Origin of the sequence: Cellulomonas hominis, from assembly GCF_005239125.1 — a bacterium.
Lineage (GTDB): Bacteria > Actinomycetota > Actinomycetes > Actinomycetales > Cellulomonadaceae > Cellulomonas > Cellulomonas hominis_A.
In genome coordinates, this window is record NZ_SZYE01000073.1 from 1 (window position 1) to 17765 (window position 17765).

The following is a 17765-nucleotide window of genomic DNA, read 5'->3' on the forward strand; positions in this document are numbered from 1 at the left end:
AGCGCGTCGGGGAGGTCGTCGGCCGCGTGCACCGCTCCCCCGCTGCGCTCCCGCACCTGGTGCAGGTACCGCGGCTCGGCGAACCGGGCGCTGGGCCGCCGGGCGCTGGGCCGCCGGGTCCGGGTCCCCGGCTGCTGCGCCCCCGCCGACCGCCCCGACCGTCCCGACGGCGCGGACCGCGATCGAGCCCCGGACCCGGGACGCCGCCTCCGCCGGGTCGCCGCGGTAGACCTCCACCCCGCCGTCGAGGACCAGCACCGCCGCGGCGCGCTCCGCCTCGTCCAGGTAGGTCGTCGTCACCAGGACCGCCGTGCCGCCGGCCGCCACGGCCGACAGCATCCGCCAGAGCTCCACCCGGCTCACCGGGTCGACGCCGGTGGACGGCTCGTCCAGCACCACGAGCGCGGGGTCCGGCAGCATCGCGAGGCAGAACCCGAGCTTCTGCCGCATCCCGCCGGACAGCTCCCGCCCCAGGCGGCGCGGCACGTCCGCCAGGCCGGCCGCCGCCAGCAGGCGGTCCGCCCGGCTCCGGGCGGTCGCGGCGTCCAGCCCGTAGGCGCACCCCACCAGGTCGACGTTCTCCGCCACGCTCAGGTCGCCCCACACCCCGGACGTCGCGGGCAGGAACCCGGTGCGCCGCGGGTCCGCCCGCCGCACCTCGCCCGCGTCCGCGACCTCGCGGCCGACCAGCAGGCGGGCCAGGGTGGTCTTCCCCGCGCCGTCGCCGCCGACGACCGCGGTGATCCGGCCCGCGGGGACGGGCAGCGTGATGCCGTCGAGCACCGCCCGCCCGCCGCGCCGCACGGTCACGTCCGTGACGCCCCACGGCGCGCGGGTCGTCGCGGCCGGCGCGGCGTGATCGAGGCGCGGAACCGCCACACGGCCGCCCCGAAGACCAGCACGGCCATCCCGGTGAGCACCACGACCGGCAGCCACAGCGCGTCGATGCCGGCGCCGCGCAGCATCACGCCCTGCGACACCTGCGTGAAGTAGGTGAGCGGCAGGCAGTACCCGATCCAGCGCACCCCGATCGGCATGGCGTCGAGCGGGAAGATGATCCCCGACAGCAGGATCTGCGGCAGCAGCACGAGGATCGCGGCCTGGATCGCCTGCCCGGCGTTCTGCGACACGGTCGAGATGAACACCCCGATGCCGAGCACCACGAACAGGAAGATCGCCCCCGCCAGGGCGAACAGCGCGACGTTCCCGGTGAAGGGCACGCCGAAGATCAGCATGCCGAGCACGGTGACGACCACGAGGTCGAGCGCGGCGAGCAGGAAGTACGGCGCGATCTTGCCGACGATCACGTCGACCGGGCGCAACGGCATCACCGCGAGCTGCTCCAGCGTCCCCGCGGCGCGCTCCTTCACGAGCCCGATGCTGGTGATGATCGTGCCGATGAACGTGAGGATCAGGCCGATCAGCGCGGGCACCATCACCCACGACGTCTCGAGGTCGGGGTTGAACAGGATCTCGGCCTCCACGGCGTCGCCGAGCCGGGCGACCACGACGTTGGCCGCCTGGGCGGCGAACAGGTTCGTGCCGTCGACCAGCACCTCCGGCACCGCGCCCGCCGCGTCGGGGGCGACGACGGCGACGTCGTACCGGTTGGCGGCGAGCGCGTCCACCGCGTCGGCGCGGTCGTCGCCGGGGGCCACGTCGCGGACGTCGAGCGTGCCGCCCGCGGGCGAGCCGGCGATCCGGTCCGCGGCCTGCTCCGCCCCCGGACCGACGACCAGCGTGGTGAGGCTGTCGACCGTGAAGTTGGCGGCGAAGCCGAAGATCGTCAGCAGCAGCAGGGGCAGGACCACGAGCATCGCGACGGTCCGGCGGTCCCGGCGCAGCTCGCGGAACTCCTTGAGGATCATGGCGCGCACGGCGCTCGCCTCCCGGCGTCGGGGCACCTCCGACGGCGCCCGTCTGCGTCCCACCGTAGCACCGAACCGGAACGTCCGATTCCGGTTACCGGCACCTATCCTGGGTCCGTGAGGGCGGACGCGGCACGGAACCGGCAGCGGGTGCTCGACGCCGCGCGCACCCTGTACTCGGCGCGAGGGCTCGACGAGCCGATGGAGGCCGTCGCACGCGCCGCCGGGGTCGGGGTCGGCACCGTCTACCGGCACTTCCCCGACCGGTCCGCGCTGGTCCGGGCCGTCGTCGCCGACCGGCTGACCCACGTCGGCGGCCTGCTCGACGCGGCGCGCACGGGCCTGGCCGGGGACGACCCGCACGCGGCCTGGGAGCAGTTCCTCACCGGGTTCCTCGACTCGGGGCTGCCGCTGCTGCTGCCCGTGCTGGTCCCGCGCGCCCGGGACGCCGACGTGTTCACCCCGGAGCTCGTCGGTCGCCGCGCGGCCACGGCCACCGCCGCGGGCGAGGTCGTCGGCGCCGCGCAGGCCCTCGGCCTGGTCCGCGCCGACATCGGCGTGCCGGAGATCCTGCTGACGTTCGCGTCCGCCCTGCGCCCGCTGCCCGGGCTCCCGGACGCGCTCAACGCCGCGCTGCTCGAGCGGCGCGCGCCGCTGCTGCGGGCGGCGCTGCGGCCCGGCGGCGACCCGCTGCCGGGGCGCCCGGTCGAGGTCGCGGACCTGCTGGCGGCGATCGGCGGGCCCTGAGCGACCCGGGCCGGTCGCCGGTCAGCGGAGCGGTCCCGACCGGGGCGCCCGCGAGCCCGTCAGGACCCGTGGGCCGCCAGGAACCCCCGCACCAGCCGCACGAACGCCGCCGGGTCGGACATCGGCAGCCCGTGGTCCGCGCCCGGCACGATCACGCACTCCCCCGCGGGCAGCGCCGCCGCGATCGCCTCGGTGTGCGCCCGCCGGACCACGTCGTGCTCGCCCGCGGCCACCAGCACGGGCACCCGCACCCGCGCGAGCGCCCGCAGCGGGATGCGCGGCTGCCGGACCATCAGGTCGGTCACCTCGGCCCGTGCCCGTGCCGCCGGGTCGACGAGCCCGCGCGCCCGCTGCCCGAGCCAGGTCGCCGTCACCTCCGCGCGCGTCCGGGGCGTGAGCCCACCGGGGTCGACGTTCGCCCCGTAGACGACCAGGGACCGCACGGCACCCGGGTGCCGCAGCGCCAGCACGAGGCCGACGTTCCCGCCGTCCGAGTAGCCCACGACGTCCGCGGCACCGGCACCCCCGCCGGACCGCGCCCCCGCGCCCGCCGGCGCCGCCGCCAGCACCGCCGCCGCGTCGTCGGCCATCCGCGCGATCGTGAGCGGCCCGCTCCCCCGCGGCGAGCGCCCGTGCCCGCGCGCGTCCGGGGACAGCACCCGGTGGTCCCGGGCCAGGTCGGCGGCGACCGGCGCGAGGGACGCGCCGTCCTCCCCGTTCCCGTGCAGCAGCAGCACCACGGGACCGGCCCCGCGGTCGGCCACGTGCAGCCCGCTCGCGTCCACGGGCCCGACGGTACCGCTCACCGAGTGCGCAGGACCCGGGGGACGAATCGGCCCAGAAGGGCTCGGTTCCTGCACACTCGACGCGCGGGGCGACCGGGTCAGCGGACCGCGAGCCCGGGGGTGGAGTCCCGGAGGACGACCTCGCCCGCGACCAGGACGTGCGCGGGCTCGGCGTCGGCCGGGAGCAGCGCGAGGCGCGTGACCTCCAGCCCGATCCGTCCGAGCGGCAGCCGGACCGTCGTGAGCCCGGGCAGCACGTCCTGGAGCACCTCGACCCCGTCGAAGCCCGCCAGCGCGAGGTCGTCCGGCACCCGCACGCCGGCGGCGTGCGCGGCGGCGAGCGCCCCGGCGGCCATCACGTCGGTCACCGCGAACACGACGTCCAGGTCGTCGACGCCGTCGGCGAGCAGCCGGGACATGGCCTCGTGGCCGCCGTCGCGCGTGGCGGCGGCGGGCAGCACGCGCGCCGCCGGGACGGGTGCGCCGAGCCCGGCCAGCGCGTCCAGGAAGCCGTCACGGCGGTCGGCCGTGGTGGCGTCGCCCCCGGGCCCGCCCAGGACGGCGAACCGCCGGTAGCCGCGCTCGTGCAGGGCGCGCGCGAGGTCGGCGGCGCCGTCGCGGTTCGCCAGCACGACACCGGGCACGCCGAGCGCGTCGCCGCCGACCGCGGACACGGCGCCGCCGATGCCGCGGAACGACTCCAGCGCGGCCCGCACCGGCTCGTCCGCCCCGGCGTCCTCGGCCCGGCCGCCCGCCAGGACGACCGCCCGCGCCCGCTGCCGCTCGAGCAGCCGGACGATCTCCACCTCACGCTCGGCGTCCCCGCCGGTGGACGCGAGCGTCAGGGTCAGACCGGCCAGGTCGGCGGCCTCGGCCACGCCCGCCGTGATCGCGCCGTAGTACGGGTCGGCGATGTCGGGGACGACCAGGCCGAGCGAGGTCGTCCGCCCGCGGGCCATCGCCTGCGCGATCCCGTCGGGCGAGTACCGGAGCCGGGCCGCTGCGGCCTGCACCCGCTTGCGCAGGTCCTCGCCGACGGTGCGGTTCGCCGAGCCGTTCAGGGCGCGCGAGGCGGTCGCGAGGGACACCCCCGCCTCGCGGGCCACGTCGCTCAGCGTCACCTGTCCGGGCATGCGAGCCACGGTAGGCGTTTCCCCTCGCGGCCTCCCCGGGGTGGTGGGTGCAGGCACCCAGGTCACGGCGCTGCCGGCGGGTGAACCGGTCGCGGGGGCCGGCGACCCCGGTCACCCGCCCGTGCGCGAGCACACCGACCACCGGACGCGCCGAGGGCCGGGCCGCACCCTGGGGTGCGACCCGGCCCTCGGTGGTCGGTGCGTCAGGCGGGCAGGAGACCCGTGCCGCCGTCACCGGACGACGCGATCGGCGGCGCCGGCGGGACGTCCGTGCCGGAGCCCGGCGTCCCGGCCGAGCGGGCGCCCGCGCCCACCGGCTCCTTCGAGCGCGGGCCGCGCTCCTCGCCGCGGAACACGAACTCGCCGAGGAGACCCTCGCCGTGCGCGTCCACGATGATCTGCTGACCCGCGTGCAGCTCCCCGAACAGGATCTTCTCGGACAGCGCGTCCTCGATCTCCCGCTGGATCGCGCGGCGCAGCGGCCGGGCGCCCAGGACCGGGTCGTAGCCCTTCTCCGAGAGCAGCTTCTTGGCCGCCTCGGTGAGCTCGATGCCCATGTCCTTGTCCCGCAGGCGGGCGTCGAGCTTGGCGATCATCAGGTCGACGATCGCGAAGATCTCCGGCTGCGAGAGCTGCGGGAAGACGACCACGTCGTCGACGCGGTTGAGGAACTCCGGACGGAAGTGCGTCTTGAGCTCGTCGTTGACCTTGGACTTCATGCGCTCGTACGACGTCGACAGGTCGCCGCCGGCCTGGAAGCCGGTCTGGACGCCCTTGGCGATGTCCCGGGTGCCGAGGTTCGTGGTCATGATGATCACGGTGTTCTTGAAGTCGACCACCCGACCCTGCGAGTCGGTCAGGCGACCGTCCTCGAGGATCTGCAGCAGCGAGTTGAAGATGTCCGCGTGCGCCTTCTCGACCTCGTCGAACAGGACGACCGAGAACGGCTTGCGGCGCACCTTCTCGGTGAGCTGGCCGCCCTCGTCGTACCCGACGTAGCCGGGGGGCGAGCCGAACAGCCGCGACACGGTGTGCTTCTCCGAGAACTCGGACATGTCGAGCTGGATCAGCGCGTCCTCGTCCCCGAACAGGAACTCGGCGAGCGCCTTGGCCAGCTCGGTCTTCCCGACGCCCGTGGGGCCGGCGAAGATGAACGAGCCACCGGGGCGCTTCGGGTCCTTGAGCCCGGCGCGCGTGCGGCGGATGGCCTGCGAGAGCGCCTTGATCGCCGACTCCTGGCCGACGACCCGCTTGTGCAGCTCGTCCTCCATGTGGAGCAGCCGGCTGGACTCCTCCTCGGTGAGCTTGAACACCGGGATCCCGGTGGCCAGCGCCAGCACCTCGGCGATGAGCTCCTCGTCGACCTCGGCGACCGCGTCCAGGTCGCCCGACTTCCAGGCCTTCTCCTTCTCCTGGCGCTTGAGGCCGAGCTGCTTCTCGGCGTCGCGCAGGCGCGCCGCCTTCTCGAAGTCCTGCTCGTCGATCGCCGACTCCTTGTCGCGGCGCGTCTCGGCGATCTGCTCGTCGAGCTCGCGCAGCTCCGGCGGGGCCGTCATGCGGCGGATGCGCAGGCGGGCACCGGCCTCGTCGACCAGGTCGATCGCCTTGTCCGGCAGGAACCGGTCGTTGACGTACCGGTCGGCCAGGGTCGCGGCGGCCACCAGGGCGCCGTCGGTGATCGAGACGCGGTGGTGCGCCTCGTACCGGTCGCGCAGGCCCTTGAGGATCTCGATGGCGTGCTGGAGGTTCGGCTCGGAGACCTGGATGGGCTGGAACCGGCGCTCGAGGGCCGGGTCCTTCTCCACGTACTTGCGGTACTCGTCCAGGGTCGTCGCGCCGACGGTCTGCAGCTCGCCGCGGGCCAGCATCGGCTTGAGGATGCTCGCGGCGTCGATCGCGCCCTCGGCGGCACCCGCACCCACGAGGGTGTGGATCTCGTCGATGAACAGGATGATGTCGCCGCGGGTGCGGATCTCCTTGAGGACCTTCTTCAGGCGCTCCTCGAAGTCACCGCGGTAGCGGGAGCCGGCGACCAGGGCGCCGAGGTCCAGCGTGTAGAGCTGCTTGTCCTTCAGCGTCTCCGGCACGTCGCCCCGGACGATGTCCTGGGCCAGGCCCTCGACGACCGCCGTCTTGCCGACGCCGGGCTCGCCGATCAGCACCGGGTTGTTCTTGGTGCGGCGGGACAGCACCTGCATGACCCGCTCGATCTCCTTCTCGCGCCCGATGACCGGGTCGAGCTTGCCCTCGCGCGCGGCCTGCGTCAGGTTGCGGCCGAACTGGTCGAGGACGGCGGAGCCCGAGGGCTGGCCCTCCTGCGGACCGCCGGCGGCCACGGGCTCCTTGCCCTGGTAGCCGGACAGCAGCTGGATGACCTGCTGGCGGACGCGGTTCAGGTCGGCGCCGAGCTTGCCGAGCACCTGGGCCGCGACGCCCTCGCCCTCGCGGATGAGGCCGAGCAGGATGTGCTCGGTCCCGATGTAGTTGTGGCCGAGCTGCAGCGCCTCGCGCAGCGACAGCTCCAGCACCTTCTTGGCACGCGGCGTGAACGGGATGTGCCCGCTCGGGGCCTGCTGGCCCTCGCCGATGATCTCCTGCACCTGGGCGCGCACCGCGTCGAGCGAGATGTTCAGCGACTCGAGCGCCTTGGCCGCGACACCCTCCCCCTCGTGGATGAGACCCAGGAGGATGTGCTCGGTACCGATGTAGTTGTGGTTGAGCATCCGCGCCTCTTCCTGGGCGAGGACGACCACGCGACGGGCTCGGTCCGTGAATCTCTCGAACATGTGCACTCCTCACGAGCGGCGTGCTCGCCGGCGCGGTCCGGGCCCGGTGGCCCGCTGCTCCACGCACGGCGAGGCGGCGTTGTTCGATGCTAACGGCGGGGGGTGCGTCGGGCGTCCCGTGTTCGCCCCTGGCGTGACGGCACCGGGTCCGCGGCAGGATGGGGACCGTGGACGAGGTCGGGGTCGGGCGGGTCTACGAGGCCGGGGACGGCACGCGGCGGCGGGTGCTGGTGGACCGGCTGTGGCCGCGCGGGGTGCGGCGCGACGACCCGCGGGTGGACGCGTGGCTGCCCGAGGTCGCGCCGAGCACGGAGCTGCGGCGGTGGTACGGGCACCGGGCGGAGGCGTACGACGAGTTCGCCCGGCGGTACGCCGCGGAGCTGGCCGAGGGCGAGGGCGCCGCCGCGCTGGCCCACCTCGCGGACGTGGCGGCCGCCGGCCCCGTGACGCTGGTGACGGCGACGCGCGAGGTTGCGCTGAGCCACGTGCCGGTGCTCGCCCGCCTGCTCGCCGACCGGGCCCCCTGAGCCCCCCGGCGGGTCCCCGACGCCCCGCGGCCCCTCAGTACGTGAAGCGGGACACCCGGCCGCGCAGGTCCTCGGACATGCGCGCGAGCTCGCCGATCGCGTCGCCCATCTGCCCGAGCGTCTGCGAGGAGGTCGCCGTCGCCGACGCCACGCCCGTGATGTTCAGCGCGATCTCGCCCGAGCCGGTCGCGGCCTCGGCCACCGACCGGGACATCTCGGTGGTCGTGGCGGTCTGCTCCTCCACCGCCGAGGCGATCGTCAGCTGGTAGTCGTTGATGCTCGCGACGACCGCGGCGATCTCCCCGATGGCCGCGACCGCGCCGGCGGTGTCGCCCTGGATGGCCTCCACCCGCCGGACGATGTCCTCCGTGGCCTTGGCCGTCTCCTGGGCCAGCTCCTTGACCTCGCCGGCGACGACGGCGAAGCCCTTGCCGGCCTCCCCGGCGCGCGCCGCCTCGATCGTGGCGTTCAGCGCCAGCAGGTTCGTCTGCTCGGCGATGCTGGTGATGACCTTGACGACGTTCCCGATCTCCTGCGACGACGTCCCCAGCCGCGCGACCTGCTCGTTCGTCACCGCCGCCGCGTCCGTGGCCTGACCCGCGACCTTCGCCGCCTGCGACGCGTTCTGCGCGATCTCCCGGATGCTGGCACCCATCTGCTCGGCACCCGCCGCCACCGTCTGCACGTTCCGCGACACCTGCTCCGCCGCCGCCGCCACGACCCCCGCCTGGGCGGACGTCTCGTCCGACCCGGCCGCGACCTGCGACGAGGCCGCCGACAGCTCCTCCGCCGCGGCCGCCACCGCCTGGGACGTCTCCACGACCCCGGCCATGGTGGCGCGCAGGCTGGTCTGCGCCGACGACAGGGCCGACGCCATCTCGCCCAGCTCGTCGCGCGAGCGCACGTCGGGCTCGCGGGTCAGGTCCCCGGTCGCCATCGCCTCCACGGACGCCCGCACCCGGGACGCCGCGCGCGCCATCGTCCCGGAGACCCGCAGCCCGGCCAGCAGCGCCGCCAGCACGCCGGCGACCAGGAGCACCGCCGTCACGACCCGGCCGGTCGCCGCGGCGGACGCCGCGTCCTCGGTGGCGTCGACGGTGCGCTCGCGCAGCGAGTCGAGCAGCGTCGTCGTGGCGTCCCCGATCGCGTAGTAGACGTCGTACGCGTCCCCGGTGACGAGGGCGTCGCCGGCGTCCAGCGCCTCGGGGGTGCCCTCCTGGTAGGCGGCGACGACGCGGTCGTCCGCGGCGAAGAAGTCCTGCCACAGCGACGCGATCTGCTCGAACGTCGCGGACTCGTCCGCGGTGAGCAGGTCGGTGTGGACGGCGTCGAGCGCCGCCTGCAGGGTCTGCACCGACTCCAGGTACCCGGCGCGGTTGGCGCTGTCCGCAGCGACCGCCTCCGGTCCGCCGATCCGCCTGGTGTCCCAGGCGTACGCCACCTGCCACCCCGAGACGTCCGCGTTCATCGTGCGGACCTCGCCGACCTCGGTCGAGACCTCCTGCAGCTCCGCCAGGCGGTGGTTCGCCGCCGACACGCGCCCCAGGAACACCTGGGAGCCCACCCCGGCGACCACGGCGGTCGCCACGCCGATGGCCGCGACCCCCAGGACCTTCGCCCGGAGCCCGCTCCACCGCCCTCGCCCGTTCGGCACCGCACCCATCGTCCGACCTCCGCTCGTCCGTCCCCCGCCGACGTCCGGATCGGCGGGGGCGCGGCCGGACTGAGCCTCCCGGCGGGCGAACACGGGAGGCGGCCGTCACAGACGGCGACGGGCCGGGCACGCCGCGTCGGCGCGCCCGGCCCGTCGCCGGAGCGGGTCGGTCAGAACCCGAGGCTGCTCATGTCCGCGATCTGGTCGGCGGTCGGCGCGGTGATGTCGACCGGCTCGCCCCAGCCCGAGAACGTGACGTCCGTCCCGACGCCCGCGACCTCGGTGGTCACCCGGCGCATCTGGTCGTCCGCGTCGATCCAGTAGCTGTAGGTCAGCTCCGGCGGCAGCGAGGTGCCCGCGGCGGCGAGCTCCTCGGCGACGGCCGGGTCGGACAGCGCGGACGAGTCGATGACGACCCTGTACTCCTGGGCGAGGGCGCCGCCCACCTCCTGCGGCTCGCCGACCTTCTCGAACGACTTCACCGCGTCGGCCAGCCCGGCGAGGGTGCCGGTCGGGTCGAACTGCCCCTCCATGCCCGCGAACGACTGCGACAGCGGGTTGCTGGTGTCGGCCGGGTCGATCTGGAGGTACTTGTCCCCGGTGAGCTCCGGCATCTGCATGTAGACGATGCCGCCGACCATCTTGAAGTCGATCGTGCCGGTGCCCGGGACCTCCATGGTCATGGCCAGGTCCTGCGCGCCGTCCGTGTACCGGATGACGCCGGACGCCGTCTGGGTGACGCCGGAGCCGGTGGTCGTCATGTCCATCGTCACGGTCCCGGCGGCCTGGGCCGCGGCGGTGACGCGCTCGACGAAGTCGTCCTCGGTCAGGTCGAAGTCGGACTCGACCTCGGCGACCTCCTCGGCCGGGGCGGACGCCTCCGCGCCGGCGGCGGGCTTGTCGGCCTTCTCGCCGGAGTCGGAGCAGGCGGACAGGCCCAGGACGGCGACCGCCGTCAGGGACAGGGCGGCGATGCCACGCGTGACGCGCATGGGGAGGACTCCTCGGTCGTGGGGAGCCGGCCGGCGGCGGCGCGGCACGGGCACGACGATCGCCGCCCCCTGCGCGCCGGCCGCGGCGCGGCTCGGTGCCCGTCGACCGTATCCCGTGCCGCCGTCACCCGTGCTCCGGCTGTGCCTCTGCTGAGCGCCGTCACCCGGACGGAGGACCGCGCGCCGGCTGGGAGACTGGGCGCATGCCCGCCACGACGACCACCGAGCCCGTCCTCGACCCGCCCGTGCTGCCCGACGTCGACCAGGTGCGCCTCGTCGTCTCCGACATGGACGGCTCGCTGCTGGACGAGCGCGGCCGGGTCCCGGAGACGTTCTGGCCGGTGCTGGACGAGCTCGAGCGGCGCGGGATCGCGTTCGCGCCGGCCAGCGGCCGGCAGTACGCGAACCTCCGGGAGCTGTTCGGCCCGCGCGGGGACGACCTGGTGTTCATCGCGGAGAACGGCTCGTACGTCGTGCAGCACGAGGAGGCGCTGTCGACGGACCCGCTGCCCGCGGAGGTCGTGCCGGAGGTCGTCGGCCGGGTGCGCGAGCTGGCGGCCCGGGGCGCCGACGTCGGCCTGGTGCTGTGCGGGCAGCGTGCCGCGTCGATCGAGCGGGTGGGCGACGCGTTCGCCGAGCACGCCCGCCGGCACTACGCACGGCTGCAGGAGGTCGACGACGTCACCGCCGTGGACGACGTGGTGCTGAAGATCGCGGTGTTCGACTTCGGGTCCGTCGAGGAGGCCACCGCGCCGGCGTTCGCCGACCTGGCCGACCGGCTGCGGGTCGTGGTGTCCGGGCAGCACTGGATCGACGTGATGAGCCCGGCGGCCGACAAGGGCCACGCGCTGCGCCGGGTCCAGGAGCGGCTGGGGGTGACCCCGGAGCAGACGATGGCGTTCGGCGACTACCTGAACGACGCCGGGCTGCTGGACGCGGCCCGCTGGTCGTGCGCGATGGACAACGCGCACCCGGACGTCCGGGCACGGGCCCGGTACGTGGTGCCGGCGAACAGCCGGAACGGCGTCACCCGCACGCTGGCCGCCGCCCTGGGGATGACGGTCGGCGCCTGACCGCGCCGCCGGGCGTCACCAGCCGTGCAGCACCGGCGCCTCGCCGGGGTACGTCTCGAACACCGCGCGCTCCTCGGGCGTGAACGGCCGGGGCTGGTGCGTCCCGCGGTCGAGCTGCACCATCCGGGACCGCGCCCGCAGGTAGACGACCGGCTCGGCCCCGTCGGTGCCGGCCACGTCCAGCACCTCGTAGCCGAAGTCGACCGACGACCGGCCGGTGCGCGGCACCCACACGTCGACGGCGATGGGCTCGGGGCGGAACCCGAGCGGCGCCAGGTACTCGATCTCGTGCTTGACGACCACCAGCAGCGAGTCGGTCGGCCGGCCCGCGGGGTCGACGCCCATCGAGGAGAAAAGCGAGAACCGGGCGTCGTCGAGGAACCGGAGGTAGGCCGCGTTGTTGACGTGCGCGAACAGGTCGACGTCGGACCACCGCACCTGCATCGTCACGCGTCCGCGCCGGCCGGGGGTGGGGGCGGAGTCTGTCACCGCCCCAGGGTAGGTCGCCCGCGCGGGCTCAGCCGTCCGCTGCGGCGTGCAGCGCCGCCACGTCGAGCTTCTGCATCCCGAGCATCGCCTGCATGGCCCGCTGCGCCCGCGCCGGGTCCGGGTCCCCCAGCAGCTCGCCGAGCGCACGGGGGACGATCTGCCAGGACAGGCCGTACGGGTCCTTGAGCCAGCCGCACTGGGACGGCTCGCCGCCGCCGGCGATCAGCCCGTCCCACAGCCGGTCGACCTCGTCCTGGGTGTCGACCGACACGAAGAACGAGAACGCCTCGGTGAACCGGAACTGCGGGCCGGCGTTGAGCGCCTCGACGGGCAGGCCGTCGAGCTCGAAGGACACCGACATGACCCGGCCGGCGAACTCGTCCGGCGCCCCGTCGGGGTACGTCCGCGTCTCGGTCACCCGCGAGTTCGGCAGGAGCGAGGTGTAGAGCGCGGCGGCCTGCTCGGCCTGGGAGTCGAACCACAGGAACGGGTGCACGCTGGTCAGCACGGGGGGCCTCCTCGTCTCGGGTGGACCCAGTGTGCCCCCGGTCCGTCGCGCGCGGCCCTACGCCGGCTCGGCCAGCGCGGCGAGCGCCCGCGCCGCGAACCGGGCGGTCCGGCGCGCCGCCTCCGTGTCCCGGTCCGCGAGCCAGACCGTCGTCAGCCCCTCCGTCGCCATCACGAGCGCCCGCGCGGCCTGGTCGAGCGGCACCGTCCACCGGCACCGCGCCGCGAGCGCCGCGGTCGACAGCGTCGCGCGCGCGGACTCCTGGTAGACCGCGTACTGGGCGACGAGCGCCCCGCGCTGGCCCGGCGTCCGCATCGCGTACAGCGCGAGCTCGAGCAGCGCCTGCTCCCGCTCCGGACGGGCGACGAGGTGCTCGACGTAGCGCTCCAGCCCGCCGGCGATGACGTCCTCGAGCGCCGGCGGGTCCGCGGGACCCGCCTCCATGCCGTCCTCGGCCCCCGTGGCGACGGGCAGCAGCCCGGCCTCCGCGGCGCGGCGCTCCTGCTCGGTCACCTCGACGATGACCGCCTCGAGCAGGTGCTCGCGGGACGGGAACGCGTAGTGCAGGCTCGCCAGGGACATGCCCGCCTCGGCGACGACGGCGCGCGTGGTCGCCGCCGCCACGCCGTCGCGGGCGATCACGCGGACCGCCGCGTCCACCAGCTCCCGGCGCCGGTCCGCCACCGCCATCCGCGGCATGCCCCACCCCCTCGACCCGGTCGGGAGTGTGGCGCACGCCCGGGCGCGCGTCACGGCGCCGCGCGGGCGCCCGGGCCGACGTCAGCCGCACGGGTGGTCGCCCGCAGCCGTGTCAGCGCGACGTGAGCGCCGTGTGAGCGGCGGGCCGGAGGGTGGTCCTCGCCAACCAGGGAGGACCACCACCATGACCACATCCACCGACGGCAGCACCTGGGCCGTCGAGGCCCGCGGGCTCGTCAAGACCTTCGGCGACAACCGCGCGGTCGACGGCATCGACCTGCAGATCCGGACCGGGGCCGTCTACGGGTTCCTCGGCCCGAACGGCGCCGGCAAGACCACGACCATCCGCATGCTCGCGACCCTGCTCCGCCCGGACGCCGGCACGGCCACCGTGTTCGGCCGGGACGTCGCCCGCGAGGCGCAGGCCGTGCGGTCGCTGATCGGCGTGACCGGCCAGTACGCCTCCGTCGACGAGAGCCTGTCCGCCACCGAGAACCTCGTGCTGTTCGCGCGGCTGCTCGGCCTGTCCCGCTCCGACGCCCGCCGCACGTCGACGGCGCTGCTCGAGGAGTTCGGCCTCACCGAGGCGGCGGCGCGCCCGCTGAAGAACTTCTCCGGCGGCATGCGCCGGCGCCTGGACCTGGCGGCCTCGCTCATCGCGCAGCCGCCGCTGATCTTCCTCGACGAGCCGACCACCGGCCTCGACCCCCGGACGCGCCTGCAGATGTGGGAGACCGTGCGCCGGCTGGTCGCCGGCGGGTCGACCGTCCTGCTCACCACCCAGTACCTCGACGAGGCGGACCAGCTGGCGGACCGGATCGCCGTCATCGACCGCGGCCGGCTCGTGGCCGAGGGCACCGGGGCGGAGCTCAAGGCGTCGGTCGGCACCTCGCGGCTGCAGCTCGGGCTGGCGGAGCCCGCCGACGAGCCCGAGGCGCTGCGGATCGCCCGCTCGGTGCTCGGCGTCGAGCCCACCCGCACGCGCGACGGCCGGCTGTCCGCCCCCGTCCCCACGGCGGACTCCGCGGGGGACCTGCTGGTCGCCCTGCGCTCCGCCGGCATCCCGCTGCACGACATCGCCGTGCAGGAGCCCACGCTCGACGAGGTGTTCCTCACGCTGACCGGGCAGGCCTCCGCTGCGCCCGCGCCGGCCGAGGACGCCGCCGACCGCGACCTCGAGGAGGCCCGCGCATGACCACCACCCTCACCCCGACCCGGCCCGTCGCGGCGGCCGTCGACCCGCAGGCCCTGGCGCGCGCCGCCAGCAACCGGGTGACCCTCGGCGCCACCGTGCGGCAGTCGCTCTCGATGGGCTGGCGCGGCCTGCTCAAGGTCCGCCGCACGCCCGAGCAGCTGTTCGACGTGACGCTGCAGCCGATCCTGTTCACGCTGATGTTCACGTACATCTTCGGCGGCGCCATCGCGGGGGACGTGCAGTCCTACCTGCCGTTCTTCATCCCCGGCATCCTGGTGCAGACCGTCATCACCACGTCCGTCGTCACGGGCGTGCAGCTGCGCGAGGACATGGACAAGGGCGTGTTCGACCGGTTCCGGTCGCTGCCCATCGCCCGGATCGCCCCGCTCGCCGGGGCGCTGCTCGCCGACACGATCCGGTACCTCATCGCCACGACGCTGACGATGGTCATGGGCCTGGTCATGGGCTGGCGGCCGGACGGCGGGGCCGTCGGGGTCGTCGCCGCCGGCCTGCTGGTCGTGGTCAGCGCGTGGGCGCTGTCCTGGATCTTCGCCTTCTTCGGCGTGATCGCCCGCTCGGCGTCGTCGGTGCAGGGCATCTCGATGATCGTGCTGTTCCCGCTGACCTTCGCCTCCAACGCGTTCGTGCCGGCGGACACGCTGCCGGGGTGGCTGCGGTCGTTCGTCGACCTGAACCCGGTGTCGCACCTGGTGACCGCGGCGCGCGACCTGACGCTCGGCGACGGCCTCACCGCGGACGCGGGGTGGGCGCTGCTCGGGGCCGCCGTCGTCGTGGCCGTGTTCGCACCGCTGACCGTCCGGGCCTACATGCGCCGGGCCTGAGGGTTACGCACGGCGGGGCGCGTCAGGCCGCGCCCACCCCGGCGGCGCGGAGCAGCGTGAGCGCCCGCCGCACGTCGTCGCCGTGCGCCAGCGCCGCGGCGTCGGCCCGCGCCCGGTCGACGGCCGCCCGGCCGTACCGCGCGGCCGCGAGCGCCAGGTGCGGCGCCAGCACCCCGCACGGGAAGTCCTGGCGGGCGCCGACCCGCTCCGCGAGCGCCAGCAGCTCCAGCCCGCCGGGGTCGTCGGGGGCCGTGGCCACGCGCCACGCGCCCACGCCGGTCAGCAGGGTGCCCAGCACCGGGCGGTCGGTGAAGCCCGCGCGCCCGGTCAGGTCCTCCTCGCGGATCGCGCGCACGGCGTCCCGGAGGGCGGGCTCGTCCGCGCAGCCCTCCAGGACGTGGGCCGCGAGGCACGCACCGGCCGCCACGAGCAGCCAGGGCCCGGAGCCGCCGCGCGCCGCCGCGCGCGCCAGCAGCGCCCGGTACCGCGCCAGGCCGCGCGCCACCTCGCCGCGGCCGCGCTCGGCCTCCGCGAGCCCCAGGGCGGACATCACCTCGGCGTCCCGCACGTCGGTCGTCGCCCGGGCCACGTCCTCGAACACCCGCTCGGCCTCGTCCCACTCGCCGAGGCTGAGCAGCGTCACGCCGTACACCTGCTCCAGGCTCTCCTCGAAGGCCTGGACCATCAGGTCGCGGTGACCGAGCCGGGGCGCGGCGAGCGCGGTCCGCGCGGCGGTCAGCCAGTCCATCGCCTCGTGGGGGCGCAGACTCTGGCTGTACGCGCCCGCCAGCGACACGGCGGCCATCACCGCGGTCCACGGGTCGTCGGTGTCGACGGCCAGGTGGTAGGCCTCGCCGGCGTAGGCGATCGACGCCTCGACGTCGGAGTCGTTCTCCGCGAGCGACCAGGACGCGAGCAGCGCGAGCCGGCGGCTCGGCAGGTCCGTCGACTCCCGCGCCCCGGCGAGGATCGCCGCCAGCGCGGCGGGGTCGGCGAACCGGTCGACGGCCTCGGCCAGCAGCCGCGGCACCGGCCGCAGCCCGCCCGCCGCGGCGGCCCGCCGCACCGCGAGCCGGGCGCGGGCGCCGGCCCGCAGGTCGCCGAACATCAGCTCCGTGCCCGCCAGGATCGCGAGCGCGACGACGGCGGGCTCCGCGTCGCCGTCGGGCACCCAGCCCTCGCTCGCGGCCAGCACGCCCCGCTGCACGTCCTGCAGCTCCTCGTGCGCCCCCTGCAGCATCCAGCGGAGCCCCACCACGGCGAAGACCGCCAGCACCGCGCCCGGCCGGTGCGAGCCCTCGCCCAGCTCGGTGCGCAGCAGCGCCACCAGGTTGTCGTGCTCGAGGTCGCCCACCGGGTCCAGCAGGACCCGCTCCGGGCTGCCCGCGCGCCGGACGATCCCGGAGGCCACCTCCTGCGCCCAGTCCAGCACCGCCTCCCGCACCCGGTCCTGCTCGCCGACCGCCAGCACCTCGCGCTGCCCGAACTCCCGGACGGTCTCGAGCATCCGGTACCGGACCTCGCCCGTGCGCCGCTCCTCCTCGACCAGGAGCAGCGACTGCGCGACCAGCGCGTCCAGGTCGTCCAGCACCGCCGTCTCGTCCGCCTCGCCCGCGACCACCGCGAGCGCGGCCGGCAGCCCGAAGCCGTCCGGGAGCACCGCGACCCGGCGGCACAGCGCGCGCTGCCGCTCGGTGAGCAGGTCCCAGGACCAGGCGATCACGGCGTGCAGGGTCCGGTGCCGCTCGGGCGTCCCGGCGCCGCCGGACACGAGCAGGGCGAACCGGTCGGACAGCCGCCGCTCGACCTCGACCACCGTGAGCGAGCGCGTCCGCGCGGCGGCGAGCTCGATCGCGAGCGGCAGCCCGTCGAGCCGCGCGCACAGCCGCTCGACGACCTCCGTCGGGAGGACCACGCCCGGCCGCACCGCGGTCGCCCGCTCGGTGAACAGCCGGACGGCCGGACCGGGGCCGCCGTCGACGTCGCGGGCCGGGAGCGGGTCCAGCGGGTGCACCCGCTCCCCCGGCACCCCCAGCGGGGCGCGGCTCGTCGTCAGCACCTGGACGTCGGGCAGCGTCGCCACCACCTCGGCGACCCAGGCGGCCACGCCGTCGAGCACCTGCTCGCAGTTGTCCAGGACCAGCAGGGTGGGCTGCTCGCCCAACCGGTCCAGCACGCGCTCCGGCAGCGCCCGCATCCGCTGGTCCGTCACCCCGGCGCGCCGCGCGGTGGGTTCGGGGACCTGCAGCGCCCCCGCGAGCGCGGGCAGCACGTCCGGGTCGTCGCGCACCGCGGCCAGCTCCGCGACGTACACCGCGCGGGACCGGCCGGCGGCGCGCCGGGCGACCTCCTGCACGAGGCGGGTCTTGCCGAGGCCGCCGGTGCCCAGCACGGTGACGACCGGGGCCGTGCCGAGCATCGCCTCCACCGCGGCGACGTCCCCGTCCCGGCCGATGAGGGCGTTGGG

The 17765-nt window shown here is 75.6% G+C and carries 16 protein-coding genes; 5 read left to right on the forward strand and 11 right to left on the reverse strand.

Going from position 1 to position 17765, the window contains the following annotated elements; translation table 11 throughout:
- Both FA014_RS10385 and FA014_RS10390 read right to left on the reverse strand, forming a co-directional pair.
- A partial coding sequence (locus FA014_RS10385) for an ABC transporter ATP-binding protein (protein WP_230323046.1) occupies window positions 1–810 on the reverse strand: 810 nt, incomplete at its 3' end.
- Window positions 807–1868, reverse strand: coding sequence for an ABC transporter permease (locus FA014_RS10390; protein ID WP_154729626.1), 1062 nt, complete (start codon window positions 1866–1868; stop codon window positions 807–809). The genes FA014_RS10385 and FA014_RS10390, both read right to left, overlap by 4 nt.
- A gap of 117 nt (window positions 1869–1985) precedes the next feature.
- Between FA014_RS10390 and FA014_RS10395 the strand changes: the two genes are divergently transcribed.
- Window positions 1986–2615, forward strand: a complete 630-nt coding sequence (locus FA014_RS10395; RefSeq protein ID WP_154729616.1) for a TetR/AcrR family transcriptional regulator — start codon at window positions 1986–1988, stop codon at window positions 2613–2615.
- A gap of 59 nt (window positions 2616–2674) precedes the next feature.
- Here FA014_RS10395 and FA014_RS10400 read toward each other — a convergent pair whose 3' ends face one another.
- From FA014_RS10400 to FA014_RS10410, 3 genes are all read right to left on the reverse strand, one after another.
- Window positions 2675–3400, reverse strand: a complete 726-nt coding sequence (locus FA014_RS10400; protein WP_195969245.1) for an alpha/beta fold hydrolase — start codon at window positions 3398–3400, stop codon at window positions 2675–2677.
- 98 nt (window positions 3401–3498) lie between these two features.
- Window positions 3499–4533, reverse strand: coding sequence for a LacI family DNA-binding transcriptional regulator (locus FA014_RS10405; RefSeq protein ID WP_154729618.1), 1035 nt, complete (start codon window positions 4531–4533; stop codon window positions 3499–3501).
- Between the two features lie 203 nt (window positions 4534–4736).
- Window positions 4737–7319, reverse strand: coding sequence for an ATP-dependent Clp protease ATP-binding subunit (locus FA014_RS10410; protein ID WP_154729619.1), 2583 nt, complete (start codon window positions 7317–7319; stop codon window positions 4737–4739).
- 158 nt (window positions 7320–7477) lie between these two features.
- On the opposite strand from FA014_RS10410, the gene FA014_RS10415 reads away from it, so the two are divergent.
- Entirely contained in the window at window positions 7478–7846 is a 369-nt protein-coding gene (locus tag FA014_RS10415) for a DUF488 domain-containing protein (protein ID WP_154729620.1), read from the forward strand.
- Window positions 7847–7880: 34 nt separating this feature from the next.
- On the opposite strand, the gene FA014_RS10420 is transcribed toward FA014_RS10415, so the two are convergent.
- Both FA014_RS10420 and FA014_RS10425 read right to left on the reverse strand, forming a co-directional pair.
- Window positions 7881–9509, reverse strand: a complete 1629-nt coding sequence (locus FA014_RS10420; protein ID WP_154729621.1) for a methyl-accepting chemotaxis protein — start codon at window positions 9507–9509, stop codon at window positions 7881–7883.
- A 161-nt stretch (window positions 9510–9670) separates the two neighbouring features.
- Window positions 9671–10492, reverse strand: a complete 822-nt coding sequence (locus FA014_RS10425) for a hypothetical protein (RefSeq protein WP_154729622.1) — start codon at window positions 10490–10492, stop codon at window positions 9671–9673.
- A 203-nt stretch (window positions 10493–10695) separates the two neighbouring features.
- Here FA014_RS10425 and FA014_RS10430 point away from each other — a divergent pair, with 203 nt between their 5' ends.
- The gene (locus tag FA014_RS10430) at window positions 10696–11565 is read left to right on the forward strand and encodes a Cof-type HAD-IIB family hydrolase (RefSeq protein ID WP_154729623.1); all 870 of its coding nucleotides are present in this window, start codon (window positions 10696–10698) and stop codon (window positions 11563–11565) included.
- A gap of 15 nt (window positions 11566–11580) precedes the next feature.
- Here FA014_RS10430 and FA014_RS10435 read toward each other — a convergent pair whose 3' ends face one another.
- Genes FA014_RS10435 through FA014_RS10445 form a run of 3 tightly spaced genes read right to left on the reverse strand, consistent with a single transcriptional unit; the run spans window position 11581 to window position 13261 of the window.
- Window positions 11581–12054, reverse strand: a complete 474-nt coding sequence (locus tag FA014_RS10435; RefSeq protein ID WP_230323048.1) for an acyl-CoA thioesterase — start codon at window positions 12052–12054, stop codon at window positions 11581–11583.
- Between the two features lie 28 nt (window positions 12055–12082).
- The gene (locus tag FA014_RS10440) at window positions 12083–12562 is read right to left on the reverse strand and encodes a VOC family protein (protein WP_328288192.1); all 480 of its coding nucleotides are present in this window, start codon (window positions 12560–12562) and stop codon (window positions 12083–12085) included.
- Between the two features lie 57 nt (window positions 12563–12619).
- On the reverse strand, window positions 12620–13261 hold the full coding sequence (locus FA014_RS10445; protein WP_230323049.1) for a TetR/AcrR family transcriptional regulator: 642 nt from the start codon (window positions 13259–13261) through the stop codon (window positions 12620–12622).
- Window positions 13262–13445: 184 nt separating this feature from the next.
- Between FA014_RS10445 and FA014_RS10450 the strand changes: the two genes are divergently transcribed.
- Both FA014_RS10450 and FA014_RS10455 read left to right on the forward strand, forming a co-directional pair.
- Window positions 13446–14456 (forward strand): ATP-binding cassette domain-containing protein, encoded by a 1011-nt coding sequence (locus FA014_RS10450; RefSeq protein ID WP_154729624.1) that lies wholly within the window; start codon window positions 13446–13448, stop codon window positions 14454–14456.
- Complete coding sequence (locus FA014_RS10455) at window positions 14453–15298, forward strand: ABC transporter permease (protein WP_154729625.1); 846 nt, start codon at window positions 14453–14455, stop codon at window positions 15296–15298. The genes FA014_RS10450 and FA014_RS10455 overlap by 4 nt, the downstream gene beginning before the upstream one ends.
- A gap of 22 nt (window positions 15299–15320) precedes the next feature.
- Here the strand turns inward: FA014_RS10455 and FA014_RS19975 are convergent.
- The coding region (locus FA014_RS19975; RefSeq protein ID WP_195969246.1) for an ATP-binding protein at window positions 15321–17765 on the reverse strand (2445 nt) is incomplete at its 5' end.

Bases quoted from the DNA above. Each gene is read 5' to 3' on its own strand.
- FA014_RS10390 (WP_154729626.1), bottom strand. From the start codon at position 1,868: ATGATCCTCAAGGAGTTCCGCGAGCTGCGCCGGGACCGCCGGACCGTC.
- FA014_RS10405 (WP_154729618.1), bottom strand. From the start codon at position 4,533: ATGCCCGGACAGGTGACGCTGAGCGACGTGGCCCGCGAGGCGGGGGTG.
- FA014_RS10410 (WP_154729619.1), bottom strand. From the start codon at position 7,319: ATGTTCGAGAGATTCACGGACCGAGCCCGTCGCGTGGTCGTCCTCGCC.
- FA014_RS10415 (WP_154729620.1), top strand. From the start codon at position 7,478: ATGGGGACCGTGGACGAGGTCGGGGTCGGGCGGGTCTACGAGGCCGGG.
- FA014_RS10420 (WP_154729621.1), bottom strand. From the start codon at position 9,509: ATGGGTGCGGTGCCGAACGGGCGAGGGCGGTGGAGCGGGCTCCGGGCG.
- FA014_RS10425 (WP_154729622.1), bottom strand. From the start codon at position 10,492: ATGCGCGTCACGCGTGGCATCGCCGCCCTGTCCCTGACGGCGGTCGCC.
- FA014_RS10430 (WP_154729623.1), top strand. From the start codon at position 10,696: ATGCCCGCCACGACGACCACCGAGCCCGTCCTCGACCCGCCCGTGCTG.
- FA014_RS10445 (WP_230323049.1), bottom strand. From the start codon at position 13,261: ATGCCGCGGATGGCGGTGGCGGACCGGCGCCGGGAGCTGGTGGACGCG.
- FA014_RS10450 (WP_154729624.1), top strand. From the start codon at position 13,446: ATGACCACATCCACCGACGGCAGCACCTGGGCCGTCGAGGCCCGCGGG.
- FA014_RS10455 (WP_154729625.1), top strand. From the start codon at position 14,453: ATGACCACCACCCTCACCCCGACCCGGCCCGTCGCGGCGGCCGTCGAC.